Origin of the sequence: Thiocapsa sp. (genome assembly GCF_011390875.1) — a bacterium.
Taxonomy (GTDB): Bacteria; Pseudomonadota; Gammaproteobacteria; order Chromatiales; family Chromatiaceae; genus Thiocapsa.
This window is the reverse complement of sequence record NZ_JAABRP010000019.1, coordinates 1-24,387: the sequence shown is the minus strand read 5'-3', so window position 1 is coordinate 24,387 and position 24,387 is coordinate 1. Positions and strand designations below refer to the sequence as shown.

At 63.6% G+C, this 24,387-nt stretch carries 27 protein-coding genes and 1 pseudogene; 20 read left to right on the top strand and 8 right to left on the bottom strand.

Annotated features, from left to right (window positions below):
• Window positions 1-7: 7 nt before the first annotated feature.
• The 4 genes from GPT33_RS02530 to GPT33_RS02515 are packed head-to-tail and all read right to left on the bottom strand — an operon-like array spanning window position 8 to window position 2,924.
• Window positions 8-1,069: a PilX N-terminal domain-containing pilus assembly protein gene (locus GPT33_RS02530; protein WP_296805623.1), complete on the bottom strand. Its 1,062-nt coding sequence runs from the start codon at window positions 1,067-1,069 to the stop codon at window positions 8-10.
• Complete coding sequence (locus tag GPT33_RS02525; protein ID WP_296805621.1) at window positions 1,066-1,818, bottom strand: hypothetical protein; 753 nt, start codon at window positions 1,816-1,818, stop codon at window positions 1,066-1,068. Before GPT33_RS02525 ends, GPT33_RS02530 begins: the two co-directional genes overlap by 4 nt.
• Window positions 1,809-2,465 carry a GspH/FimT family pseudopilin gene (locus GPT33_RS02520; protein ID WP_296805619.1) on the bottom strand — a complete coding sequence of 219 codons (657 nt, stop codon included), beginning with the start codon at window positions 2,463-2,465 and terminating at the stop codon, window positions 1,809-1,811. The genes GPT33_RS02525 and GPT33_RS02520 overlap by 10 nt, the downstream gene beginning before the upstream one ends.
• Window positions 2,466-2,471: 6 nt before the next feature.
• Window positions 2,472-2,924, bottom strand: a complete 453-nt coding sequence (locus GPT33_RS02515; RefSeq protein WP_296805617.1) for a type IV pilin protein — start codon at window positions 2,922-2,924, stop codon at window positions 2,472-2,474.
• Window positions 2,925-3,138: 214 nt separating this feature from the next.
• Here GPT33_RS02515 and GPT33_RS02510 point away from each other — a divergent pair, with 214 nt between their 5' ends.
• The gene (locus GPT33_RS02510) at window positions 3,139-3,720 is read left to right on the top strand and encodes a hypothetical protein (RefSeq protein ID WP_296805615.1); all 582 of its coding nucleotides are present in this window, start codon (window positions 3,139-3,141) and stop codon (window positions 3,718-3,720) included.
• 38 nt (window positions 3,721-3,758) lie between these two features.
• On the opposite strand, the gene GPT33_RS02505 is transcribed toward GPT33_RS02510, so the two are convergent.
• Window positions 3,759-4,592 (bottom strand): DNA-formamidopyrimidine glycosylase family protein, encoded by an 834-nt coding sequence (locus tag GPT33_RS02505; protein ID WP_296805612.1) that lies wholly within the window; start codon window positions 4,590-4,592, stop codon window positions 3,759-3,761.
• A gap of 693 nt (window positions 4,593-5,285) precedes the next feature.
• Between GPT33_RS02505 and GPT33_RS02500 the strand changes: the two genes are divergently transcribed.
• Window positions 5,286-5,645 (top strand): HPF/RaiA family ribosome-associated protein, encoded by a 360-nt coding sequence (locus tag GPT33_RS02500; RefSeq protein ID WP_296805609.1) that lies wholly within the window; start codon window positions 5,286-5,288, stop codon window positions 5,643-5,645.
• A gap of 91 nt (window positions 5,646-5,736) precedes the next feature.
• Here the strand turns inward: GPT33_RS02500 and GPT33_RS02495 are convergent, their stop codons facing one another.
• Entirely contained in the window at window positions 5,737-6,438 is a 702-nt protein-coding gene (locus GPT33_RS02495) for an SDR family oxidoreductase (protein ID WP_296805607.1), read from the bottom strand.
• Window positions 6,439-6,843: 405 nt separating this feature from the next.
• On the opposite strand from GPT33_RS02495, the gene GPT33_RS02490 reads away from it, so the two are divergent.
• Window positions 6,844-7,767 carry an NAD(P)H-binding protein gene (locus GPT33_RS02490; protein ID WP_296805605.1) on the top strand — a complete coding sequence of 308 codons (924 nt, stop codon included), beginning with the start codon at window positions 6,844-6,846 and terminating at the stop codon, window positions 7,765-7,767.
• 117 nt (window positions 7,768-7,884) lie between these two features.
• Here GPT33_RS02490 and mtgA read toward each other — a convergent pair whose 3' ends face one another.
• A complete protein-coding gene (mtgA, locus tag GPT33_RS02485) occupies window positions 7,885-8,601 on the bottom strand; it encodes a monofunctional biosynthetic peptidoglycan transglycosylase (RefSeq protein WP_296805603.1) in 717 nt (238 codons plus the stop codon).
• Window positions 8,602-8,720: 119 nt separating this feature from the next.
• Window positions 8,721-9,656 carry a LysR substrate-binding domain-containing protein gene (locus tag GPT33_RS02480; protein ID WP_296805601.1) on the bottom strand — a complete coding sequence of 312 codons (936 nt, stop codon included), beginning with the start codon at window positions 9,654-9,656 and terminating at the stop codon, window positions 8,721-8,723.
• A 95-nt stretch (window positions 9,657-9,751) separates the two neighbouring features.
• Between GPT33_RS02480 and GPT33_RS02475 the strand changes: the two genes are divergently transcribed.
• The 17 genes and pseudogenes from GPT33_RS02475 to GPT33_RS02395 form a co-directional block, all read left to right on the top strand.
• A complete protein-coding gene (locus GPT33_RS02475) occupies window positions 9,752-10,351 on the top strand; it encodes an NAD(P)H-dependent oxidoreductase (protein ID WP_296805599.1) in 600 nt (199 codons plus the stop codon).
• Between the two features lie 43 nt (window positions 10,352-10,394).
• Complete coding sequence (locus GPT33_RS02470; protein WP_296805597.1) at window positions 10,395-11,267, top strand: pirin family protein; 873 nt, start codon at window positions 10,395-10,397, stop codon at window positions 11,265-11,267.
• Between the two features lie 32 nt (window positions 11,268-11,299).
• Entirely contained in the window at window positions 11,300-12,454 is a 1,155-nt protein-coding gene (gene yqhD, locus GPT33_RS02465; RefSeq protein ID WP_296805595.1) for an alcohol dehydrogenase, read from the top strand.
• A 436-nt stretch (window positions 12,455-12,890) separates the two neighbouring features.
• Window positions 12,891-14,690 carry a translation elongation factor 4 gene (gene lepA, locus GPT33_RS02460; RefSeq protein ID WP_296805593.1) on the top strand — a complete coding sequence of 600 codons (1,800 nt, stop codon included), beginning with the start codon at window positions 12,891-12,893 and terminating at the stop codon, window positions 14,688-14,690.
• Window positions 14,691-14,996: 306 nt separating this feature from the next.
• Window positions 14,997-15,848 carry a signal peptidase I gene (gene lepB / locus GPT33_RS02455; protein ID WP_296805591.1) on the top strand — a complete coding sequence of 284 codons (852 nt, stop codon included), beginning with the start codon at window positions 14,997-14,999 and terminating at the stop codon, window positions 15,846-15,848.
• Window positions 15,849-15,898: 50 nt separating this feature from the next.
• Window positions 15,899-16,282 (top strand): DUF4845 domain-containing protein, encoded by a 384-nt coding sequence (locus tag GPT33_RS02450; protein WP_296805589.1) that lies wholly within the window; start codon window positions 15,899-15,901, stop codon window positions 16,280-16,282.
• A gap of 25 nt (window positions 16,283-16,307) precedes the next feature.
• Entirely contained in the window at window positions 16,308-16,985 is a 678-nt protein-coding gene (gene rnc, locus GPT33_RS02445) for a ribonuclease III (RefSeq protein ID WP_296805587.1), read from the top strand.
• Window positions 16,978-17,904 carry a GTPase Era gene (era, locus tag GPT33_RS02440; RefSeq protein WP_296805585.1) on the top strand — a complete coding sequence of 309 codons (927 nt, stop codon included), beginning with the start codon at window positions 16,978-16,980 and terminating at the stop codon, window positions 17,902-17,904. The genes rnc and era overlap by 8 nt, the downstream gene beginning before the upstream one ends.
• 9 nt (window positions 17,905-17,913) lie before the next feature.
• Window positions 17,914-18,714, top strand: coding sequence for a DNA repair protein RecO (recO, locus tag GPT33_RS02435; protein ID WP_296805583.1), 801 nt, complete (start codon window positions 17,914-17,916; stop codon window positions 18,712-18,714).
• Window positions 18,711-19,466, top strand: a complete 756-nt coding sequence (pdxJ, locus tag GPT33_RS02430; protein WP_296805581.1) for a pyridoxine 5'-phosphate synthase — start codon at window positions 18,711-18,713, stop codon at window positions 19,464-19,466. Before recO ends, pdxJ begins: the two co-directional genes overlap by 4 nt.
• 196 nt (window positions 19,467-19,662) lie before the next feature.
• Window positions 19,663-20,907, top strand: a complete 1,245-nt coding sequence (locus GPT33_RS02425; RefSeq protein ID WP_296805579.1) for a sugar phosphate nucleotidyltransferase — start codon at window positions 19,663-19,665, stop codon at window positions 20,905-20,907.
• On the top strand, window positions 20,908-21,636 hold the full coding sequence (locus GPT33_RS02420; RefSeq protein ID WP_296805577.1) for an endonuclease III domain-containing protein: 729 nt from the start codon (window positions 20,908-20,910) through the stop codon (window positions 21,634-21,636). It begins immediately after the preceding gene.
• Complete coding sequence (locus GPT33_RS02415; protein WP_232407547.1) at window positions 21,633-22,247, top strand: hypothetical protein; 615 nt, start codon at window positions 21,633-21,635, stop codon at window positions 22,245-22,247. Before GPT33_RS02420 ends, GPT33_RS02415 begins: the two co-directional genes overlap by 4 nt.
• A gap of 168 nt (window positions 22,248-22,415) precedes the next feature.
• On the top strand, window positions 22,416-22,994 hold the full coding sequence (locus tag GPT33_RS02410) for a class I SAM-dependent methyltransferase (RefSeq protein ID WP_296805572.1): 579 nt from the start codon (window positions 22,416-22,418) through the stop codon (window positions 22,992-22,994).
• Between the two features lie 7 nt (window positions 22,995-23,001).
• Window positions 23,002-23,376, top strand: a complete 375-nt coding sequence (gene crcB, locus GPT33_RS02405) for a fluoride efflux transporter CrcB (protein WP_296805570.1) — start codon at window positions 23,002-23,004, stop codon at window positions 23,374-23,376.
• Window positions 23,373-23,693: a DUF190 domain-containing protein gene (locus tag GPT33_RS02400; RefSeq protein WP_296805568.1), complete on the top strand. Its 321-nt coding sequence runs from the start codon at window positions 23,373-23,375 to the stop codon at window positions 23,691-23,693. The genes crcB and GPT33_RS02400 overlap by 4 nt, the downstream gene beginning before the upstream one ends.
• A pseudogene (locus tag GPT33_RS02395) lies at window positions 23,687-24,387 on the top strand (serine--tRNA ligase); the annotation flags it as partial. The gene GPT33_RS02400 and the pseudogene GPT33_RS02395, both read left to right, overlap by 7 nt.

The following is a 24,387-nucleotide window of genomic DNA, read 5'->3' as shown; positions in this document are numbered from 1 at the left end:
TTCCCCGTCAATCCCAGTCACGCCAGCTGCCGGGGATTCGACTGGCCGAACGGACCCGATCGAGGTTTGCCTGTTCTCCTTCGCTGTCGGCTCGACTCCAATGATAGAACCGACTGTTTGCCGTGAGTTTTTTTAGATCTCCGTCGAAAACGACCGTCCCGTAGACAGTGGCCCCGCCCCAGCCCTGGCTTCGGCAGCCGGCGGCGTTCTCGAAGTAGACAATGCCGTAGATCGTAGGATTGCCATTTAGCTTCGGGCAGTCGGCTGCCGTGCTGAAGACGAGATATACAGGCTCCATGGGTGAGCCGAGACTCTGGTGCCAATTGCTCGATGAGTTGATCCAGCGAAATTGCGGGTCTCCGGAGTCGGCGATCGCTTTGAATTCGTCCTTGCCGATGTCGAACACCTGGTCCCAGGCGCTGCCCGTGAAGGCCTCGTCCTCGATCTGACCTCCATGCAGGTTGAGGTGGCCCGTGTCCAAACATGCCATGTCTTGCGACGAGGTGATGGCGACAGAGGTGCAGTCCTCGTCCTCCTCCACGCCTGTGCAGTCACGCGGGTAGATGTCCGGATTGCCGGTCACGCCGCGCAGGCAGCCGTTGAGAACGAGCGGCGCTTGGTCGGAGCCGGTCGTGCCCTTGAGCAACCGCTGTTGCTGAAAGCACTCGGTTGCAGTCGCTTGGATGCTCTGGTCGCTGCGAGCTTGGGCCTGGGATGAAACACAGGTTTGCTCCGGTTCTACAACCGGGGGTGGGCGGAAGTGAACCTCGTAGGTGTAGTCGGCAGTGCCGTTTAGCACTGGGACAGCGGTGTCTTCAGTGATTTCGCCGCCGGCACTCAAGACAGCCAGGGCATAATCGAGTCCCGCCTGTGCCGCCTGCTGCGCCTCTTTTGCGCGCGATTCGTTGTTCGCGATGCGCTGCTCCATAATGCCGACGCGAACGGAGCCGAGTGTGAGAATGGTCGAGCCCATGAGCAGCAATAGGCCCAACATGAGCGTCAGCGCGCCGCGTTGTTGTTTGATTTTCCGCGAGGTCACTGGTCTCCCTCCTCGGCGGATGCCGATCAATCCTCGACAAAATACCGGTCATTCCGCACGGCGACGGTCGCTTGCAGGCGTTGCCGTACGGCCGGGTCGTCACGAATGTGGCCGGCTATGAGGATCGCGACCCGCCGTGTTTCTCGGCACAGCTCGTCCGTTGCACAAGCGGTGTCCTCCTTTCCGGATGTCAGGTTCGTCTGCGCGGCCGCGATGGTGAAACGCAAGGCCGTGATGCGTACATCGTCGCTGGTGATCCGCTCCCAACTGCCGCTGCCGATCGCGCATTCGAAGGTCTTGTCGTCGACGTTCGAGGGTCCGGTACGCATCTGAACGGAGTGATGCCGCAGGCGATACCCGAACATCGTCATCGCGGTCGGGTTGCCGTGCTCCAGGTCATAGCTGTAAAGCACGCAGCTTCCGGTCGACTCCCCGTCGACCTGTCCCGTGCGAAGCCTGCGGTCGATGCCGTCGACCGTGCTCTGAAACGGGTTTTGCGCCGGGTCCGGGTCGTGGGCCGCCGACCTATCCCAGTAACCGGCGCGACGAATATCCTGCTGCATGATCTCGAGCACGGCGCGCAGCTCTTGGTTCAGGCGGGCCTGCTCGACATTCTGCGAGGTGGAGCGAGCACCGAGGACATAGGTTGTCGAGATCCCGATGAGGACCAGCGCACCGACGGTCGTGCCGACGAGCAGATCGTTCAGGCTCACTCCGGCCTGTCGTCTGAGCGACCTCTCGGGGATCTTGATCGAGGGCGAAGGACGGGTCAGTTGCATCGGCGGTATCCCGGTACGGACTGGTCCGGCGAGCACACCCGCACGCGGCCGGTCACGCTTAAGATGACCCGGAGCTGTTCACCGCGCGCGTTGCTGAAGGTGACGCTCCCGTTGCCGTGACGCGCCGAGCCTGCCGATCCCGAGCCCATGCGCATTGTGGTTCCGCGTCGTCTCTCGAATCCGGTCACCCCTTGATCGAAGTTCGTTGCCGCGATGACCCCGGCATAATGCGTATCGTGGATGTGCTTGAGCACCTTCGTGTCGTTGATCGGCAGGGTGCAGGCATTCGCGGCATCCGGATCGGTGAGACGGCAGTCGCAGGCGCTCGCCTCGCTGATGCCCCAACACCATGGCGAATCGGGATCGAGGATCAGATGCAGATCCCGATTTCGCCGAATGGCTTCGCCGCGAACCCATTGCAGGTCCTCTGCAAGGGCTTGGGCGGCACCCTTCAGCCGGTTGCGTTCGAGCATCTCCTGCATCGCGGGAACGCCCAAGGATGCCAGGACGGCGAGCACCGACAAGGTGATCATGAGCTCGAGGAGGGTGAAGCCGGGCGAGCGATTCGGCGGAGTAGATCGTCGGGAGCGGGCGATACTTGCATCTCCTTGCGTGCCTGTTCCCCGGGGGCGTGCGACAGCGACCATTACGTCTCAGCGCCAGCACTCGCGCGGCGTCTTCGCGCCGTCTTGGTCGATCCTCAAGACATCGCAGGCAACAGCTCCCGCGCGGTCGGCGACCTGGGACTTGTGGGCCGTGGCGATGGCGGAGAAGCCGGCGACATCGGCCCTGTTCAGGCTCAGCGTATACCAGCCGTCGGGGGTAGTGTCCGCAAGCGGCAGGCTGTAACCGTCATCGGCGCCGCACACCATTCCGGATGAATCCGGATCCAGGGTATCGGCATAGCGGCTGCAGTTGGCGCGAAAGCGCTCCTGAGCCATTGCGATGCCGACCAAGGCTGTTTGTCCATCCGTGCGCCGCGCCTTGCGGATCTGGTCCTGATAAGCAGGCAAGGCCACCGTGGCGAGGATGGCGATCACCGCCATGACGATAAGGAGCTCGATGAGCGTGAAACCGGCTCGATGTCCTCCGAGTGTCCTTGCCATCCGTGTGTCCTTACTGTCGAGCGGGGTATCGCGATCGGCCGCGCCGATCGGGCCAGGGCTGGCTGCTGTATCGAAACGTGTACGATAGAGTATGTCTGCTTTTCCTGTCGATTACCAGTTCCGACGAACGCTTTTGATCGGGCGGCATGGCGTGATCTCGGAGTCGCGTGCCACTATATTGCGAACGATAAGGCGATGAACCGGGACAACTTCCATGACCGCGAACACCCTGATCCGATCAGCCGTCCTCGGCGGGCTGGTCTTCCTGATCGGCGGTTGCCAAACACTCGTGCGGGAATCCGTGGAGACCGGCTGGGTCGAGATCCCCGCGGGCAGCACCCTGACGCTGAACCGGCCGGTGACGTTTCCGCCCGGACGGGCGCGGGTCTTTCTGTCGGATCGGGGGGCGCGAGGTGCGGGTGGCGGCGGGACGAGCTGTGTCCTCGAGGTCCGCCGAATCGATGACGAGGGCACCCAGAGCATCCCGGCCGGCGCGATCCCGATCACCCGAGTGCAAAACTATCTCGCCTTGGTGTCCGGGCGTATTCCGACACCGGGTCCAGGCGAAGGCGTTCGCTTCCAACTGGCCGGTCACGGCGACAGCGGCGGGTCGCAGATGATCCGGCCGGGCTATCACTTTTGGCTCGACGACAGCCATGACCCGAATCTGATGCGCATGACCTGTCTGGGCCGGCTCGACGACCCAGCCTATACACGGGCCCCGACGCTTGCCGAGATCCGAGCCGTGCTGGGTGATGTCGCGACCTTAACGATTGCGCTGCCGACCGAGCCGTGAGTTGCGCCTTCAAGCGTCGGCGCGACGGTCGGGGCAACTCAAGTCGCCCTGACGGATCGCTCGGTTCTTTCCCGCGAACCGCTTTGTCCTGACTGGCAGGTCGGGCACCAGTAGGTGGATCTTGCATGTCGCCCGAGACGTTCCCTCAACAGGCTCGTCCCGCAGCGAAAGCAGGGCTCTTCGGCACGGCCGTAGACCCAAAGAATGCCGCGACCGTCGTCGGCGGTGCGCGTGATCCGGGGACCGCCGCCGAGGTTGTTCAGGAGAAGGCGTTCCGCGCTCCGGTAGAGGGCGGCGAAGGTCTCTTCGGAGATGTCGCCGAATCGCGTCCTCGGTGCGCAACGCTCCAGGAAGAGGACCTCGGATTTGTAGACGTTTCCGATGCCGCTGGCAATGCGCTGATCAAGCAGCAGATCGACGAGCTCGGTGTCGGGGTGCACGAGATCGCGCGCACGATGGAGCAGGGACGCGGCGGTCGGAGCATCGCGACTCAGATCGGGTCCGAGGCGGTCTGTTCGATCACGTCTACGCAACCCGTGGGTGTCGAGGATCTCGACCTCTTTTGCGTTGAAACAGACGTAATCCTGTCCGGGGACGCTTAAGACGAGTGTTGCCCGATGCGCGGGCTTCTGCCATGCCTGGCCGACCGGGTAACGGTGCCAAGAGCCGTACATCCCGAGGTGAACCCGTAGCGAGGCCCCGCCGTCGAAGTCGATGAAGAGATGCTTGCCCTTGCTCGTCACCCGCAGGATATGATCCTGCGCGAGCGCGGCGATGACGCACCCCCGCAGGCGGGCGCTGTCGAGACGCTGGCCGACCAAAGCACCGGACAGAAACGTCGCGAGCTTGTGGATCGTGTCGCCTTCGGGCATGAGGTGAACTGAGGTCCGACGGATAAAAAGACGCCCCGCGGTGCGGGGCGAGCGAACAAGGAGAACTCATCGTTGCGTTTCCTTCGAGTCCAAGGGCCTCGAAGGGTTCCCGTATCCGACGCCCGGTCCCGAATCGGCGCGTGCATCCATAGGTGCCGCTGCGTTGCGGCGATCCGCACGCCCTCGCTGACGCACAAAAAAACCCCGCCGGAGGCGGGGAACACGACAAGGAGTCAGAGAGCCTCCAAGGAGGCTCGCGGTTTTCGAGGCATCCGGAGCAAAAAAGTTCGACAGAAGCTGGTCGGAAATTCCGCAGAGATGGTGGTAATGGTTTGATGAGCCGCCAGCCGCCAGCCGCCAGCCGCCAGCCGCCGCCGGTGAGCTTCCGGTCGGCCTGTAATCCTATATCCGGCAGTTAACGGCCCCCGGAGTGCGTCCCGCGCAGTGTCCGGCAAGGCGCAACGAGGCAGCGTAGGGTTCTACGCCAATCCGCGCGGCTCCATCGCCTTGCTTTTCGGTGCGTCGAACGCCATGATCTCCTTGCGAGCGAAGACGCCTCGTTGTGTCCCCTCCGGTTCGGAGTCTCATCCGGGACACGCTCATTCGCACCGCTCGCCCCCCACAGACCGACCCCGACCGAACGAGGTAACCTCGGTTGTCCGCTTGGACAGGGTCTTCGGAGATTCGAAGAGTATGCTGATCAAAATCGGCGGGGATACCCTCGCCTTGGACGGGGATATCCGCCGTCATATCGAGACGGAAGTGGCCAAGCTTGCGGCACGCTTCCCCGGCGAAGACCTGGAGGCTCAGGCCACCATCCAAGAGGAATTCGACCCGCTCCACGGACACCGCGTTCGCTGCGAGCTCTCCGCCAAGGTCGCCCACGGGCGCCAAATCGTCGTCCGGGACGCACGCAAGACAGCGAAGGAAGCTATCGACGAAGTCTTCGGGCTCGCGCGCCGCAACCTGCGGCGGATGCGCCGCCAAATCAGTATCCCCCGCACGCCTCCGCACGGCGCTTTGAGCACGGGAACCCGGGCAGTCGGAGGTTGACCCCCGATACCTGATCAAATCGCCCACGTATCTTGGAGAAGGTGACGTTTCGAAGCGGTTCATGATCCTCGCCGAACCGCTTCGGATTGCATCAGGTCGATCGCAAGGTGGCCAACCCGGCATCGACTCGAATCACTTGGCCCGTCGTCATGCGGGCGTCTTCCAGCAGCCACAGCGCGGCACCCGCGACGTCTTCGGGCTCCCCGATCGTTCGCAAGGGGTGGCGTTCGGCCGCCGCGGTGCGCTTTGCCTCGTTGCCGACCAGACGTTCGGCGAGCGGTGTGTCCGTCAGGGTCGGCGCGACGGCGTTGACCCGGATCCGCGGCGCGAGTTCGGCGGCAAGCGATCGCGTCAGGCCCTCCACCGCACCCTTGGCGCTCGCGATCGAGGCGTGAAACGGCAGCCCGGTCCCGACAGCGACCGTACTGAACAGCACGATGCTGGCGGACTCTGCCGCCTTCAGCGCCTTCATCGCACCTTGAAGTGCCCGCACCGCACCGAGCAGGTTGATTTCCAGGTCTTCCGTCCACTCCTTCTCGGCCAGCCGCTCGAAGGGGCGCAGCCGGATGGTGCCGGGGCAATAGACGAGGCCGTCGAGTGTTGTCGGCAGCGCATCCGCGGGGAAGTCGTTCGTTCGGACGTCCCAATGCAGACTGGTGACCGCCGGGTGATCCGGCGCCGCTTCCGGGTGACGCGACAGTTGAATCACACGATGACCGCGCTCGAGAAGCTTCCCGAGCAGCGCGGCGCCGATGCCGGACGTGGCGCCGACGATCAAATAGGTTTTTGACATTTCGAGCCCCTATGAAACGGGTTGATGTGTACCAGGGCAGGTTCAGGCGGGGTGAAAGTTTTGCAAGACCTGGACAGATCGCCTTGCGATCCTGGACAAGATACGCACCTTTGCAAGGGATTCGTCTCGGTTCGGATCGCCCCGATATTCTCGACTTAAACCGCGTCCAGAGTGACATGCGTAGTCTTCGTTGTGTGTCGGGCTCGAGGATTGTTCCGACCTTTGTGGAGACGCGGTTTAAAAATTTAATATTTTTGAATACCTTAAGCTGTGCAAGCTCCGACGGTTGTCGGGGCTTGTACCGCCAAGTCAATCCAACAAAAGACGCATACCGCACCCGGCGCAGTTTAGGCCGGTCGGCGGTCCGTCGTCCGCCACACCCCATCAACGCGAAAGGAGGCTCATATGAAGGTTGCCATCATCGGCGGTACCGGTTTTGTCGGCACCAACATCTCCCGGCACCTGATCGATGCCGGTCATCGTCCCCGGCTTCTGGTCCGTCCGGGCAGCGAGCGGAAGGTCGCTCAACCTGAGCATTGCGACATCGTCCTCGGCGACGTGGCCGATCCGGTCGCGCTCGATCGCTGTCTGGAGGGTTCCGATGCGGTGATCTATCTGATCGGCATCCTGCGTGAGTATCCGAGCCGAGGCATCACCTTCGATGCGCTTCAGCGTGTCGGTGTCGAGGACACCATCGCGGCGGCGAAACGGCAAGGAGTCGATCGGTTCGTCCTGATGAGCGCCAACGGGGTTCACGTCGACGGCACGCCCTATCAGCGAAGCAAAGCGCTTGCCGAGGCGGCGCTCAAGGCATCCGGGCTGCGCTGGACCATCTTCCGCCCCTCGGTCATCTTCGGTGACCCGGACGGCCGCATGGAGTTTTGCTCCCAGCTCAAGAAGGACATCATCGACAGCCCGATGCCGGCGCCGCTCTTCTACAGCGGGCTGATCCCCAAGAATGCAGGTGGTTTCGAGCTGGCGCCCGTGCACATCGACGACGTTGCCGCCGCCTTTGTGCTGGCCCTGAGCGAGGCGAGAACGGAGTCCCAGACCTACAGCCTCTGCGGACCTCAACGCCTGAGCTGGAAGGCGATCCTGACCACCATCGCCGCAGCATCCGGCAAGACCAAGCTGATGCTGCCGGCCCCGGCCATGGCCATCAAGGCGACCGCAAGTCTGCTGGATCGCTATCCCTGGTTTCCCATCTCGCGCGATCAGATCCGGATGTTGATGGAGGGAAACGTCTGCTTCGAGAACGACAGTTTCGCCCGGCTTGGGTTGACCCCGATACCCTTCGGCGTGGATCGATTGGGGTATTTGAATCGGTAGGTCGGCGCGATCACGCGTCGGTTGTGCCGAGCGAGCGCGAGGCACAACGTTTGCCTCCAAGCGAACCGTCGAGCGTTGTGCTTCCTACCGTCGGCACAACCTCCGCGCTGGGCGCCATCAGAGCTTGTTGAGATAGGAGACGCCGCCGAGCTGCGCCATCTGACGCCGGATCCAGCTGGCGCGTCGTTGCACGGTCGCCGAGGGCGTTTCGAGTCGATAGATGTTGGGATTCGGCAGGACGGCGGCGATCAGGGCGGCATCCGAGGTGCTCAGCGCCATCACCGGGCGTTCGAAATAGCGCCAGCTCGCGGCCCCGACGCCGAAGGTGTTCGGGCTGAGCTGGGCGATGTTGAGATAGACCTCCAGGATTCGCTCCTTGGGCCAAAGCAACTCGATCAGGACGGTGAACCAGACCTCCAGTCCCTTGCGAATCGGGTCCCGGCCGGACCAGAGAAAGAGGTTTTTCGCCGTCTGCTGGCTGATGGTGCTCGCCCCGCGCAACCGCTCTCCGGCACGATAGCGCTGCCAAGCGCGTTCGATCTCGATGGTGTCGAAGCCGCGGTGCCCCGGGAAGCGCTGGTCCTCCGCGGCGATGACGGCGAGCTTCACGGCCCCCGGAATGGCGTCCCAGTCGACCCACTCCTGATAGACATAGGGCGGCTCGCCGGGCTCGGAATGGGCGGCGATCCAACGTTGAACCATGAAGGCGGAGGTCGGCGGGTCGACCCAGCGCAAGATCATGACCAGCACCACCGACAACACCATCATGCCCGCCAGGACGAGCGCGATCCGACGCAACAGCGGTTTACGAGAGCGTTTTTTTCGAGCGGCCATGGTTGCGGGTCATGCGAGCGGGTGATCGGACCGCCCTGCAGCGATCCCTGGAAGAGACTTCGCCGAAGTATCCGGACCCCGATTCGGCGGGTCAAACCCGAGCGATCAAGCGACACCGGTCATTCGGGCCGAAGATTGCCAGGCGGAAGATTCCCGGGCGCACCTCCCAGCGCAGCTTCGAGCATGTCGATAAAGGTGCGCGTCTTCGCCGGCATCAGGCGGCGACCGGGGAACACCGCCCATGCCGTCTGCGCCGGGAGGGACCACGCCGGAAGCACGCGGCGCAAGCGTCCCTGCGCGAGGTCGTGCGCGGCGTAACAGTCCGGGACGGCGGCGATGCCGGCCCCCGCACCGGCCAAGCGGGTCAGGATGTCGGGCGAGTTCGCGGCGGTGCGGCCCTCGGGCAGACCCTCCCAGTGTGCCGTCCCGGCGGTCAGGGTCCAAGGCGCGGTTTCGCCGTCGCGCCCGACGAGGCCGAGGGCTCGATGTCGGAGCAGATCCTCCGGGATCGCCGGATCGCCCTGCTCGGCCAGATAGCGCGGAGCCGCATAGAGACCGATCGGGAAGAGCGCGAGACGGCGCGCGGCCAGCAGTGCATCGTTCGGCAGTGCGCCGGTGCGTACCGCAATGTCGAATCCCTCGCCCAGCAAATCGACCCGGCGGGGCGAGAGATCCAACTGCAGCGTTACCGCAGGGTGGCGTGCGATGTAATCCGCCAGCATTTCGCTCAATAGCAGGGTCGCGAAATCGCCCGGCATCGAGACGCGCAGACGTCCGGTGGGTCGGGTTTGGCGATGCTCGGCGAGTACTCGCACCGCCTCGACCTCGTCGGCGACCTGGCGGGCGTGTGTGAGCAGATGCTCGCCGAGCTCGGTCAAGGTGAGGCGCCGCGTGGTGCGCAGCATCAGGCGTTCGCCCAGCCGGTCTTCCAACACGGAGATCCGGCGTGACACCGTCGATTTAGGCAGACCGATCCGCTCGGCGGCACGGCTGAAGCTGCCCGCCTCGGCGACATGGGCGAAGATCAGGAGGTCGTTGGGCTCGAATTGTTCCATAGACGGAACAATGTTATCCGATTCGACGCATACTCTCACCGTCTCGGCATCAATATATCGGGTATCAGATCAAACCCGACGCCGAGACAGACACCATGAACATCCTTCAGATCAATTCCAGTGCGCGCCGCGAGGGCGCCAACTCCACGCGCATCGCCGACGCCGTCGTCGAGCGCCTGCGCGCCGAGCACCCGACGGCGCGCGTGCAGATCCGCGATCTGGCCAGCCAACCCCATCCGGTTCTGGACGAGGCCGGACTCGTCGCACTCTCGACGCCGCCCGAGCAGCGCACGCCCGAGCAGTCCGCCCGCGTGGCGCTCGACGATGCCCTGATCGCCGAGGTGCAGGCGGCCGACGTGATCGTGTTCGGCGTGCCCATGTACAACTTCGGGGTACCGGCGCAGTTGAAGCACTGGATCGACGCCATCGCCCGGGTCGGCGTGACCTTCCGCTACACGGAGCAGGGGCCGGTCGGTCTGCTCGCGGGTCGGCGTGTGTATGTGGCGCTGGCGCGCGGCGGTCGCTATCGCGATACCCCGGCCGACAGCCAAGTGCCCTATCTAAAGACGATGCTGGGCTTTCTCGGCATGACCGACGTGCGGTTCATCTACGCGGAAGGACTCAATATGGGTCCCGAGTCGGCCGAACGGGGTTTCGCCGAGGCCGATGCCGATCTCGAGGCCGCGTTTGCCTAATCGACACGATGCGCCGCGACGCTTCAACCCGGGAGTGATCCAGATGACGACAACTCTTTTCCAAACCGAGTCCGTGCGGCGGTCCCGCACCATCGAGCGGTTGGTCGTCGGTCAGGCGACCACCGACGGTGCCGGCGTGAACCTGATCCGAGTGCTGACCCATCCGTTGCAGCAACGGCTCGACCCCTTCCTGATGCTCGATGCCTTCGGGAGCGATGATCCGGACGACTATATTGCCGGCTTTCCGGATCATCCGCACCGCGGCTTCGAGACCGTGACCTACATGATTGCCGGGCGCATGCTGCATCGCGACAGCGCGGGGCACGAAGGATTGATCGAGACCGGCGGCGTTCAGTGGATGACGGCGGGCAGCGGTCTGGTCCATTCCGAGATTCCGCAACAGGCGGAAGGGCGGATGGAAGGCTTTCAGCTTTGGCTCAACCTGCCGGCGCGCGAGAAGATGATTCCGCCCTGGTATCGCAACTTCACCGCGAGCGAGTTGCCGCGCTTTCAGACCGAGGCGGGTGTGGCGGTGACGGTGATCGCGGGCGTTACCCACGGTGTGACCGGCGCGGTAACGCGGGAGGCGACGGCGCCGCTGTTTCTGGATCTGCATCTGCCGGCGGGGACGCGATTCAAGCAGCTGCTTCCGATCGAGCAGAATGCCTTCATCTATGTCTATCGAGGGTTGGTCGGTATCGACGGGCAGTCGGTCCCGTCGCAGCGCATGGCGATCCTCGCCAACGCTGCGGACGCCGACGGCGTGGCCATCGAGGCAGTCGACGAGGCGCGGGTCCTGCTGATCGCGGGGCAGCCTCTACGCGAGCCGATTGCCCAGCATGGCCCTTTCGTCATGAACACCATGCAAGAGATTCAACAAGCGGTGCGTGACTATAGTGCCGGGCGTCTTGCCTGAGGGACGAGTCCGCACCACACCGGAGCCTACGAATGCAGAACTTTGTCTTCCACAATCCCACCCGAATCCTTTTCGGTGAAGGTCAAATCGCGGCGATCGGTCCGGAGATCCCGAGCGGCGCCCGGGTGCTGATCACCTACGGCGGTGGCAGCGTCGTGAAGACGGGCACCTTGGCCGAGGTCAAGGCGGCGCTGGGCGAGACGGACTATCTGGAATTCGGCGGCATCGAGCCGAACCCGACCTACGAGACCCTGATGCAGGCGGTCGAGCTCGCACGCCGCGAGAAGGTCGACTTCCTGCTCGCCGTCGGCGGCGGCTCCGTGATCGACGGGACCAAGTTCATCGCTGCGGCCATCCCCTTCGAGGGCGATCCGTGGGACATCCTCGCCAAGCAGGCGCCGATCAACTCCGCGGTTCCCTTCGGCAGCGTACTGACGTTGCCGGCGACCGGCTCGGAGATGAACGCGGGCTCGGTCGTCACGCGGCGTGCCACGCACGACAAGCTCGCCTTTATCCATCCGTTGGTCTTCCCGCGCTTCTCGGTGCTGGACCCGACCAAGACCTATACGCTGCCGCCGCGTCAGGTCGCCAACGGCGTCGTCGATGCCTTCGTGCACATCGCCGAGCAGTATCTGACTTATCCGGCCGATGCCAAGGTGCAGGACCGCTTCGCCGAAGGGCTGCTGCTGACCCTGATCGAGGAAGGCCCCAAAGCACTGTCCGAGCCCGAGAACTATGCGGTGCGCGCCAACCTCATGTGGACCGCGACCCTCGCGCTGAACGGACTCATCGGCGCCGGCGTGCCGCAGGACTGGGCGACCCACATGGTCGGCCACGAGATCACCGCGCTGCATGGGTTGGATCACGCTCAGACACTTGCCGTCGTCCTGCCGGCGATGTTGCAGGTCAGACGGTTCGACAAGCGCGGGAAGCTTCTGCAATACGCCGAACGGGTCTGGGGTCTGCGTGACGGCGATGAAGACGCGCGCATCGATGCGGCCATCGAGCGCACCCGCGACTTCTTCGAGTCGCTCCAGGTCCCGACACGCCTTTCGGGCTACGGGATCGGCGCCGATGCGATCGCGCCGCTGGTCGATCAGCTCGAGCGTCACGGCATGACCTCGCTCGGCGAGCGGCAGGATGTCGATCTCGCACGCTCGCGACAGGTGCTGGAGCTGGCGCTCTAAACCGCGTCCAGAGCGAGATGCTCACTTGCGAGTGAGCTCGACGTTTGGTGCATCCACGGCCCTTAGCGGGGACGCGGTTTAGAATGATCTATTTTTTAGCATCTTAAACCGCGCCGGCTCCAGCGGCCGTCAAGTCTGCCGGGGCCGACCTCATCCGACGACATTGCAGACCGGCCCGGGCGCGGCTCAGCTTCGCTCGCCAGTCCCCGGGATCGTCGAATTGCAGTCGATCCTGTGGTCCGGAGGCCAGCGAAAGAGGTCGACTGCAAGTCGACGATCCCCGGGTCGGTGCTTTGCAGCACATGCCGAGCGCGCCCGTGTCTGCTATGATTCGCGCTCATTTCAGACACCCGCTCGCGCGCCCCGCCGACCGAAACGGCTTGCGTGTACGCCTGCCGCGCGCTCTTCACCCTATCCCCGGGCGACCTTCAGCTTCATGACAGACCTCAGTCATATCCGAAATTTTTCGATCATCGCCCATATCGATCACGGCAAGTCGACCATCGCCGACCGCTTCATCCAATTCAGCGGCGCCCTGACCGATCGCGAGATGTCGAGCCAGGTGCTCGATTCGATGGATCTGGAGCGCGAGCGCGGGATCACGATCAAGGCGCAGAGCGTCACGCTCGACTTCAAGGCGCGCAACGGCGAGATCTATCAGCTGAACTTCATCGATACGCCCGGGCATGTCGACTTTTCCTACGAGGTCTCCCGCTCGCTGGCTGCCTGCGAGGGCGCGCTGCTGGTCGTGGATGCCGCCCAAGGTGTGGAGGCGCAGAGCGTCGCCAATTGCTATACCGCCATCGAGCAGGGGCTCGAAGTCCTGCCGGTGCTCAACAAGATCGATCTGCCCTCGGCCGAGCCCGAGCGTGTCATCAAGGAGATCGAGGAGATCATCGGTCTCGATGCGGAAGATGCATTGCGGGTCAGTGCCAAGACGGGCGAGGGGATTCCGGAGCTGCTCGAAGCCCTGGTCCAGCGCATCCCGCCGCCGCGCGGCGACGTAAGCGCGCCCCTGCAGGCGCTGATCATCGATTCTTGGTTCGACCCCTATGTCGGGGTGGTCTCGCTGGTGCGCGTGGTCAACGGCGAGATGCGCCGTCGCGACAAGATCCTGATCATGTCGACAGGACGCACGCAACAGGTTGATTCGGTGGGTGTTTTCACACCGAAGAAGACCGAGCGCGATCGCCTCGGCGCGGGCGAGGTCGGGTACATGATCGCGGGTATCAAGGAGATCGACGGCGCTCCGGTCGGCGACACCATCACCCGTCCCGATTCCCCGGCCCCCAAGCTGCCCGGCTTCAAGGAGGTGCGCCCGCGGGTCTTCGCCGGGCTCTACACCGTCATCTCGGACGACTACGAAGACCTACGCGAGGCGTTGGGCAAGCTGCGGCTCAACGACGCCGCGCTGAACTATGAGCCCGAGGTGTCGCAAGCACTCGGTTTCGGCTTTCGCTGCGGCTTCCTCGGCATGCTGCACATGGAGATCATCCAGGAGCGGCTCGAGCGCGAATATAACCTGGACCTCATCACGACCGCGCCGACGGTGGTCTACGAGGTGCTGCGCTCGGACGGGGAGCTCATCAAGATCGACAATCCGGCCAACCTGCCGGACCCCGGTCAGATCCGCGAGGTCCGCGAGCCCATCATCGAGGCGCACATCCTGGTGCCGCAAGATTATCTGGGCTCGGTGATCAACCTCTGTATCGAAAAGCGCGGCGTTCAAAAGCAGCTCCAGTATCTCGGCGGTCAGGTGCAGGTGAGCTATGAGCTGCCGTTGAGCGAGGTAGTGCTGGATTTCTTCGATCGACTGAAATCGGTCAGTCGCGGCTACGCCTCGTTCGAATACGAGTTCAAGCGCTTCCAGGCCGCCGACCTCGTCAAGCTCGACGTCTTGATCAACGGCGACAAGGTGGACTCGCTGTCCTCGATCGTGCATCGCGCACTCTCGCAGAACCGCGGTCACGATATCACCGTGCGGATGAAGGATCTGATCCCGCGCCAGATGTTCGAGGTGGCGATTCAGGCCGCGATCGGCACCAAGGTCATCGCGCGCACCACGGTCAAGCCCCTGCGCAAGAACGTCACGGCCAAGTGCTACGGCGGCGACGTGAGCCGTAAGCGCAAACTGTTGGAAAAGCAAAAGGCCGGCAAGAAGCGCATGAAGCAGGTCGGGCGTGTCGAGATCCCGCAGGAGGCGTTTCTTGCGGTGCTTCAGGTCGGCAAAGATTGAACCGCGTCTGGAGCGATAGGCGTTGTTTCGCGTTGGATCGGCCTTGCGGGGGCGAATGAACGTTTGAGTCGACGCGGTTCAAGTGATAATGGTTTTTTTAGGCGTCGGATCGGAGGCGGTCGGTAGTCTCGAATCCGGGAGGCCTGTAGCCGGTAGTGTGGACGAGCGAGAGCGAAGCCCACCGAACCCTGTACCGGCGCTGGTGGACTGCGCTGCGCTTGTCCACCCTACGGCTCTGAGAACGAAGAACCGAGAACCGATCGCAGCGTCATCTATGGATCACCGAGAGACTTTGTAAACCTACCCATGAATTTCGATTTCCCTGCCTTTTTGGTGTTGGCGTCCGCCGTGACCGGCGGGATCTGGCTGGTCGATGCGGTGATGTTCGCGCCGCGTCGGCGTCGGCTGGCTGCGGCTGCTGTCGGCAGCGGCGCGGTCTCCGATCGGACGAAGCCGGCATACAAGGAGCCCGTACTGGTCGAGTATGCGCGCTCCTTCTTTCCGGTCATCTTCGCCGTTTTGGTGTTGCGCTCCTTTTTAGTCGAGCCGTTTCGGATCCCGTCGAACTCGATGATGCCGACGCTTCTGACCGGGGATTTCATCCTGGTCAACAAGTTCGCCTACGGGTTGCGCTGGCCGGTGCTCAATTCCCGATTCCTCGCGATCGGCGACCCGCAGGTCGGCGACGTGGTGGTGTTCAAGTTTCCACAGGACGCCTCGGTGGACTACATCAAGCGTGTGATCGGTGTTCCGGGCGACGAGATCGCTTACCGAAACAAGACCCTGTATCGCAACGGCGAGGCGATCGCGCAGTTGCCGATCGGGCGCTATACGGGTGTCGGCTCGGGGGCGGAGATGTCCGGCGCGCGCGAGGCGCTCGAGCAGCTCGACGAGGTCGAGCACCGGATCCTGACCCGACAGAACGCACCCGACTTGCCTCCGGGATGTCGGGTGTTGGCCTATGGTCCGATCAAGGTTCCGGAAGGCCAGTATTTCGTGATGGGCGACAACCGCGACAACAGCAACGACAGTCGCTGCTGGGGGTTCGTGCCAGAGGACAACCTGGTCGGCAAGGCATTCGGTATCTGGATGCATTGGGACGGGCGTCGCGACGGTTCCCCGATCGCCTGGGGACGCCTCGGCAACGGGATCGATTGATCGGATCGCAATGGGCCGGATCATGGGATCCGATTCCCGAGGAGGTGCTTGTGAGCTCGCGTCTGCACGGCCGTCAAAGCGGAGCGGGGATGTTGTCGATCCTCGTCATCCTTTCGCTGATCATTTTCTTCGTGACCCTTGCGTTCAAGCTCGGTCCTGCATACCTGGGATTTTGGACAATCAAGTCCGTGATGGACAACGTCGCCGAGCAATCGACACCGATCACCGGCGGCGCGCGCGAGATCGCCAATCAGATCGGCAAGCGGCTCGACATCAACAATGTGGACCAGGTCAATGCCAAGGATTTCAAGATTCAGCGTATCGGCGAGAGCCGCTACGAGGTGACCCTCGATTACGAGCAGCGTCAGCATGTCTTTTTCAATATCGACACGGTCTTGACTTTCGCCTATCAGGTGGAGGTGAAGGGACAATGACGGACGATCTTGCGAAGGTCGGTCCGTGAACGCGGATCCCCTCAGGCTTGCTCGGCTCATCGGACACAAGTTCGCGCGTGAGGAGCTCCTACTCCAGGCGTTGACCCACCGCAGCGCAGGATCCGCGAACAACGAGCGATTGGAGTTTCTCGGCGATGCCTTGATCGGTTTCGTGATCGCCGAGGCGCTTTGGCAGCGCTTTCCCGAGGCGGACGAGGGGACCTTGAGTCGTATGCGTGCGTCTCTGGTCAAGCGCGAGACCTTGGCCGCGCTGGCCCGCGGGCTCGATCTCGGGGATTACCTGCATCTCGGTGCCGGGGAGCTTCGCACCGGCGGCTATGCCCGTGACTCGATCCTCGCCGATGCATTCGAGGCCCTCTGGGGGGCCGTTTATCTCGACGCGGGATTCACGTCCGCCCGCGAGCTGGTCCTGCAACTGTTCGCCACTCGCTTGGCGCAGACCAGCGCGACCCATGCCGGGAAGGACCCCAAAACCCAACTGCAGGAATGGCTCCAGGCCCAGCGCCGGCCGCTCCCCGAATATGCGGTCGTGGCTACCGGCGGCGATCAACATGCTCAAACCTTTGTCGTCAGTTGCGCGCTCGCCGACGCGGATCTCAGTACCCGCGCCGAGGGCGGCACCCGACGCGGTGCGGAACAAGCGGCGGCACACGCCATGCTGGAGCAGCTCAAGAATGTCTGAAAACATCGCCGGTCGTTGCGGGACCGTGGCCATCATCGGGCGGCCGAACGTCGGCAAGTCGACCTTGCTCAATCGGCTGATGGGGCAAAAGCTCGCCATCACCTCGCACAAGGCGCAGACCACGCGCCACTCCATCCTGGGCATCAAGACACGCCCCGAGGGCCAGATCCTCTTCGTCGATACACCGGGCATCCATCAGCGCGGGGCGAACGCACTCAACCGCTATCTCAATCGCGCGGCCCGCACGGCGATCAGCGATACCGACTTGGCGCTCTTCGTGGTCGAGGCGCTGCGCTGGACCGAAGAGGACGCAGCCGCACTCGAAGCCATCGCAACCGCGGGCGTGCCGGTCGTCGCCGCCGTCAACAAGGTCGACCGCATCTCGAACAAAGAGGATCTGCTGCCCTATCTGCAGGATCTCGGGCAGCGTCACGCCTTCTTGGACCTGATCCCGGTCTCCGCGGCGAACGGGGATCAGGTCGAGGTGCTCGAGCTTGCCCTGCTGCGCGGCCTGCCCGAGGGCGAGCCGGTCTTTCCCGAGGATCAAATCACCGATCGTTCCGAGCGCTTCTTTGCCGCCGAGCTGGTGCGCGAGCAACTGGTGCAGCGTTACGGCGAGGAGCTGCCGTATCGCACGACGGTGGAGATCGAGCGCTTCGAGGAGGCCGGCGGGCGTTATAAGATCAATGCCCTGATCTGGGTCGAGCGCCAGAGCCAGAAGGCCATCATCATCGGTCGGCAGGGCGAGGCCCTGAAGGCCGCCGCCACGCAGGCACGCCTGGAGATGCAGAAGGTGTTTGGCTGCCCCGTGCACCTGGAGGTCTGGGTGAAGGTGAAGAAGAGCTGGTCGAGCGACGAGGCCGCCTTGGGGCGTCTCGGCTACGGAGACGGGCCCTTGGACGGGCGCGGGGGCAGTTGAGCCCGTGCCGTGAACGCTCGCGGGTCTTTGTTTCAGGCCTTCGTGCTGCATCGGCGCGATTACGGCAACACCAGTCTCCTGGTCGAGGTCTTCGCCGCCGGGCGAGGGCGATTCCCCGCGATTGCCAAAGGCGCCCGCCGAGCGCGCCATCCGACCAGTGCTTTGCTCCAGCCGTTTCAACCCCTGTGGTTGGATGCGATCGGACGCGGCGAGATCTTGACCCTGACCCGGGTCGAGGCTGCCGGGCCGGCAATCGGTCTGCTCGGACGCCCGCTGCTGTGCGGCTTTTATCTCAACGAGCTGTTGGTTCGGCTGCTTGGTCGCGATGATCCTCATGACCCGCTGTTCGCCTTCTATCATGCCGCGCTGACGGGCTTGGCGAGCGACGAAGACCTTGAAAGCCTGCTCCGGCAGTTCGAGATTCGACTGCTCGACGAGCTGGGCTACGCGATCGCTTTGGATGTCGAGGCCGACTGCGATCGGCCGGTGGTACCCGACGGGGCCTATGTGCTCGTCCCCGGACAGGGCATGCTGCAGGCGCAGGCGGATGATCGCGCCGAGCGCATATCCGGCACGACCTTACTCGCATTGGCGCAGGGCGATCGGTTGGCCCCGCATCAGCTGCGCGAGGCGCGGGCACTTCTGCGGCGCCTTCTGGAGCCCCATCTCGGTGGGCGTCCGTTGAAAAGCCGCGAGCTCTTTCGGCGCTTTGCCGTCGCGTCCCCCCCAATCTCGGGAACGGGATCGGCGCCGTGCGCGTCTCGCGACTCGACCCATGTCGAAATCACGAATCGGAGTTACGAATCTTGACCAGTCACACCGCTGCCGGCGTCTTGCTCGGCGTCAACATCGACCATGTCGCGACCATTCGCCGTGCGCGCGGGACGCGCTATCCGGAGCCGATTCAGGCCGCCTTGGTGGCCGAGCAAGCGGGCGCCGACTCAATCACGCTCCACCTGCGCGAGGATCGTCGCCACATCCAGGAGCGCGATGTCGAGCTGCTCTGCGGGATCCTGCAAACCCGCATGAATCTCGAGATGGCAGCGACGGCCAACATGGGAGACATCGCCTGTCGTCTCAAACCGGCCGATTGTTGCCTGGTACCGGAACGGCGCGAGGAGCTCACCACGGAAGGCGGTTTGGACGTGCACGGGAATCGGCCGCACCTGCAGGATTTTTGCGCACGTCTGGCCGACTCCGGGATCCGTGTCTCGCTGTTCATCGACGCTGATCCGGACCAGATCGAGGCAGCGCACGATGTCGGCGCACCCGTGATCGAGATCCACACCGGTCATTATGCCGACGCCCAAACCGCTGCGGCACGTGCCGACGAGCTTGCTCGCATCCGACGCGCGGTGAACCTCGGGATCTCGCTCGGCTTGCAGGTCAACGCCGGACATGGTCTCGACTACCACAACGTCAAGGCGATCGCGGCCATAGCGGGCGTACGCGAGCTCAATATCGGACATGCCATTATCGCCCGCGCCATCTTCTCGGGCCTTGATCAAGCGGTTCGGGACATGAAGGGCGTGATCGATGCGGCGGTGGCTGCAGGGCCCTGATACGCGTGTCTCGACCGTCTCGATTAGCAGTGGCGTGGTTTAAAATTTTATCATTTTTAATCTCTTAAACCGCGCCAGCTCCAGCGGCCGTCAAGTCTACCGGGGCCGATCCCATCCAAAAACATCGCATACCGCACTCGGCGCGGTTTAGACTGTGCGGCGGGACGAGGGGTCCCGTCGGTGATTCCGCTGCGCTATGCCTACCGAGACGCTTATTCTTGTCCTTGCCATTGATCGCGGTGCTGGTCCCGCTCCGCTGACGGAGCACCGCACGAAGGCGGCGGTGCCCTTCGGGGGTAAGTTCCGTGTCATCGATTTCACCTTGGCCAACTGTCTGCATTCGGGATTGCGACAGGTCCTGGTGCTGACCCAATACAAGAGTCACTCGCTGCACAAACATCTGCGCGACGGTTGGTCGATCTTCAATCCCGAGCTGCGCGAGTTCATCACCCCGGTCCCGCCGCAGATGCGCGAGAGTCAGGAGTGGTACGCCGGTCCTTTCGATGCCATCCGTCAAAATCGCTATCTGATCGAGCGCAGCCGTGCCCGGCAGATCCTCGTCTTGGACGGAGGTGCCGTCTACCGCATGGATTATGCCGAGCTGGTGCGCGCGCACGCGGAGTCGAACGCCGAGATCACGGTCGCGGTGCGCGCTGTCAACGGGTGCGGTTCCGGTACACAGGCGCGTGTCGAGCTGGGCGACGCCGAGCGTATCGCCGGGTTCAGTCCACCGGCGCCGGCTCCGGTGGATAATTCGCTCGCCGCGCCGATTCCGGACGAGATCGAGCGCCTGGAGACCATGGGTGTCTATGTCTTCGACCGTGGTTTTCTCCTCGAAGAGATGGCGCGTCTGGATCAGGCGCGCCGTGATGAGGGCGCCGTCGCCGACACGGATCTGGCCCTGGATATCGTCGCCCCCATCGTCGCCGATCACAGCGTCGTCGCCTATCGTTTCGGCCAGGACCGCGGGCGCGTGACCCCGGATCGCTACTGGTGCGACCTCGCCTCGATCGACGCTTATTACCAAGCCAATATGGCCCTTTTGCGGGCCGAGCCGCCGCTGGATCTCTATCAGGCCGACTGGAACATCCATACCTACCAAGGCCAGTATCCGCCGGCCCGCACGGTCCCGGGTGCGACGAGCGGGAACGAGGGAATCTTCGTCAACTCCATGTTGGCTGCGGGCACCGTGATCAGCGGCGGCGGGGTCAACCATTCGGTGCTTTTTCCGAAGGTGCGAGTCCAGGACGGTGCCATCGTCGAGGCATCCATCCTCTTCAACGGCGTGACGGTCGGGGAGGGGGCGCACCTGCGCAACTGCATCGTCGAGAAAGACGTAGAGATTCCGCCGCGAATGCAGATCGGCCACGACCTGAAGGCCGACCGCGAGCGTTTCACCGTCTCCGAGAAGGGTGTGGTGGTGGTCACCAAGATTCCCTGAGTGGACGCCGAGGCGTTGCGAGGTGTCTACGGGAGGCTGCTCGATGCCTTCGGCGCGCAGGACTGGTGGCCTGCGCAGAGCGCCTTCGAGGTGATGATCGGGGCGATCCTGACGCAGAATACCGCCTGGACGAATGTCGAGCGCGCACTGGAGCGTCTGTGCTCGCGCATTCCGCTCGATGCAGAGTCGATCCTCGCCCTGGATCCGCTCGAGCTCGCCGATGCGCTGCGACCCTCCGGGTATTTCAACGTCAAGTCGCAGCGGGTCCGGGTGTTCTGCGAGGCGTATCTGCAGGCCGGCGGGCATCAGGGGCTGGAAGCGCTGACGACACCCGAGCTGCGCGCTCGGCTCCTGGCGATCAAAGGGATCGGCCCCGAGACCGCGGACGATATCCTCCTCTACGCATTCGACCGCCCCGTCTTCGTCGTCGATGCCTATACGCGCCGGATCTTCGAGCGGCTGGGTCTGCTTGCCGTCGGCGAGACCTACGAGGGCATTCGTCGCGCCTTCGAGCAGGCACTCGGCCCTGACGTGCCGATGCTCAAGGAGTACCATGCGCTCATCGTTTCGCAGGGCAAAGAGGTCTGTCGGACGCGTCCAGCATGTGATCGTTGCACGCTGCGCCGGACCTGCGCCGCGGCAGCGGCGAGTCCCTCGGATTCATCCACTCCATCGCGCACGTCGCAGCGGCGTCGGCGCGGGACAACAGCATCAGAAGAGACCCAATGATCGAGCTTCGGACCTACGTCTTCATCGATTCGCTTCAGCCGCAGCTCGCCGAGTATTTAGGCACCGTCTCGCAAGGCTTCCTGCCGGTGCCGGGCGATGCCTGTCTCTGGATCGAGGTCGCGCCCGGGATGGCGGTGCACCGTCTGACGGACATCGCGCTGAAGGCGACGCGGGTCCACCTGGGGCAGCAGGTCGTGGAGCGCGCCTTCGGGTCCATGGTCATCCACCACCGCGATCAGAGCGACGTCATGGACGCCGGTCGTGCGGTCCTGAACGCACTCGACACGACCGAGGGCGCCCGCAAGGCCTGTCGGATCGCCTGGAAGGAGACGATCCGCTCGATCACGCCGGACCACGCGGTCCTGATCAATCGGCAGGATCGACGCGGATCCATGATCTTGCCGGGACAAAGCATGTTCTTCTTGGAGACCGAACCTGCCGGCTATGTCGTGTATGCCGCGAACGAGGCGGAGAAGGCGTCGAACGTGACGCTCATCGACGTGCGTGCGGTCGGCGCTTTCGGGCGTCTCACCTTAGCCGGACGTGAGGCCGATATCGATGCCGCCGGGAAAGCGGCCGTCGCCGCCATCCACAACCTTTCGAGGGTTTGACGCCGCGCCGATCCCGGGCCGCACCCATAGAATGCCATGCGTCGGGCGGGCGCATCCGAGCAAACGATGCGGCTCGTACATGGTCGCAGCCGGCGTAGATTCGAATCCGTGCGTACTTTATGCCTTCGCGGTTCACCCTCTCGATCGACACCCCAATCGCTTTCACCAATGCCGAGACTCGACAACACCAGCTTCTATCTAGACTCACTCACCTCGCACGGCGAGACCGCCAAAGGCGTGCAGTGGCAGTCGACTCAAAGCCAAGAGCTGCGCTTCAAGGTGCTGCGCAAGCTCCTGCCCGAGCGTCTTTCCGATATCACCTTGGTCGACGCGGGTTGCGGATTCGGTGATCTCTATCGCTATCTCGATCGATGCAACAGCCTGCCCGGGCGCTACATCGGATTGGACGTGATGGAGCCTATGGTCGAAGTCGCGCGGCGTCGCACGGGGTGCGAGATCCGAATCTGCAATGTGCTGGAGGATCGGCTCCCGAATGCCGACTACTATCTCTGCAGCGGCGCAATGAACAACCTAACCCGCGAGGAGACCTGGGCGTTTATACGCCATTGCTTCGCGGCGTCCCGACACGGATTCATCTTCAATTTGTTGAAGGGAACGGACGGTCCGGGAAACTATAATTATCAGCAGCCGCGCGACCTTATTGCGTTGGCCCTGGAGTTGGGCGCGGAGCCGCATTTGGAGGAAGGCTATCTGAGCGGTGATTTCACCATGGGCTTTCTGAAGTAGGCGTCGGATGCTTCATCTCATCGCGATCGCGGCCGGCGGCGCGCTCGGCTCGTTGGCCCGCTACGGGATGTCGAGCGCCGTTTATGCGTGGCTCGGCCGGGGCTTTCCCTGGGGGACCTTGGCGGTCAACCTGCTCGGCTCCTTTCTGATGGGGCTCCTGTTCGTGCTTTTGATCGAGCGCTTGAGTTGGGCGCCGGAATGGCGCGGCGCGATCCTGATCGGCTTTCTCGGCGCTTTCACCACATTCTCCACCTTCTCGATCGAGACGCTGAATCTGTTGGAGGACGGGGCCGTGCTGGCGGCCTTTCTCAACATGGTCGGCAGTGTTTGGCTCTGTGTTCTGCTCTGTTGGGCGGGAATTATGCTCGGGAGGTCGCTATGAGTCGGGTCGAGGCGCTCATGGTTCGGATCTATCTGTCCGAATCGGATCATGCCCTTAAGGCATTGCTTGCCTGTCTGCACGACGATCTCGGTGTTCGAGGCGTGACCGTCATGCGCGGGATCGAAGGGTACGGGGTGTCCGGGAAACGGCACGGTGCATCCCTGATCGATCTCTCGCTCGATCTACCCTTGGTGGTGGAGTTTTTCGATCGGCCCGAGAAAGCCGCGTCTGCCATCACACGCGTCGAGCACTTTGTGCGGCCGGGTCATATCGTATCCTGGCCCGTTACTGTTGAATTCGAGGAATCCGAATGTTAGATCCACGCCTGCTGCGGACCCAGTTGGATGAGGTTGCCGCGCACCTGTCACGTCGCGGTCTGGTCCTGGATACCGCGCGCATCGAGTCGCTGGAGACCGAGCGCAAGGGTTTGCAGGTCGAGGTCCAGTCGTTGCAGAACGAGCGCAACACCCGCTCGAAGGCGATCGGGAAGGCCAAGGCGTCCGGCGCCGACATCGCGCCCCTGCTGGCCGAGGTCTCCGACCTGGGCGAGCGTCTCAAGGCATCCGAGGTGAGGCTCGAGGAGATCCAGGCAGCGGTGGACGAGATCGCCCTGGGGCTGCCCAACCTGCCGGATGCGAGTGTGCCGGACGGGCGCGACGAGCGCGAGAATCGCGAGGAGCGTCGTTGGGGCGAGCCGCCGAGCTTCGGCTTCCAGCCGCGCGATCATGTCGACCTCGGCGCCTTCAACGGCTGGATGGACTTCGATCTTGCCGCCAAGCTCACGGGTTCGCGCTTCGTGGTCCTGTCCGGTCCGCTGGCGCGTCTGCATCGGGCGCTGATCCAGTTCATGCTCGACACCCACACCGGCGAGCACGGCTATACCGAGGTCTATGTCCCCTACCTGGTGAACGCCGAGAGTCTCTACGGGACCGGCCAGCTCCCCAAGTTCGAGCAGGATCTCTTCAAAGTCCCGGGCGAGCGCGATCTCTATCTGATCCCGACCGCCGAGGT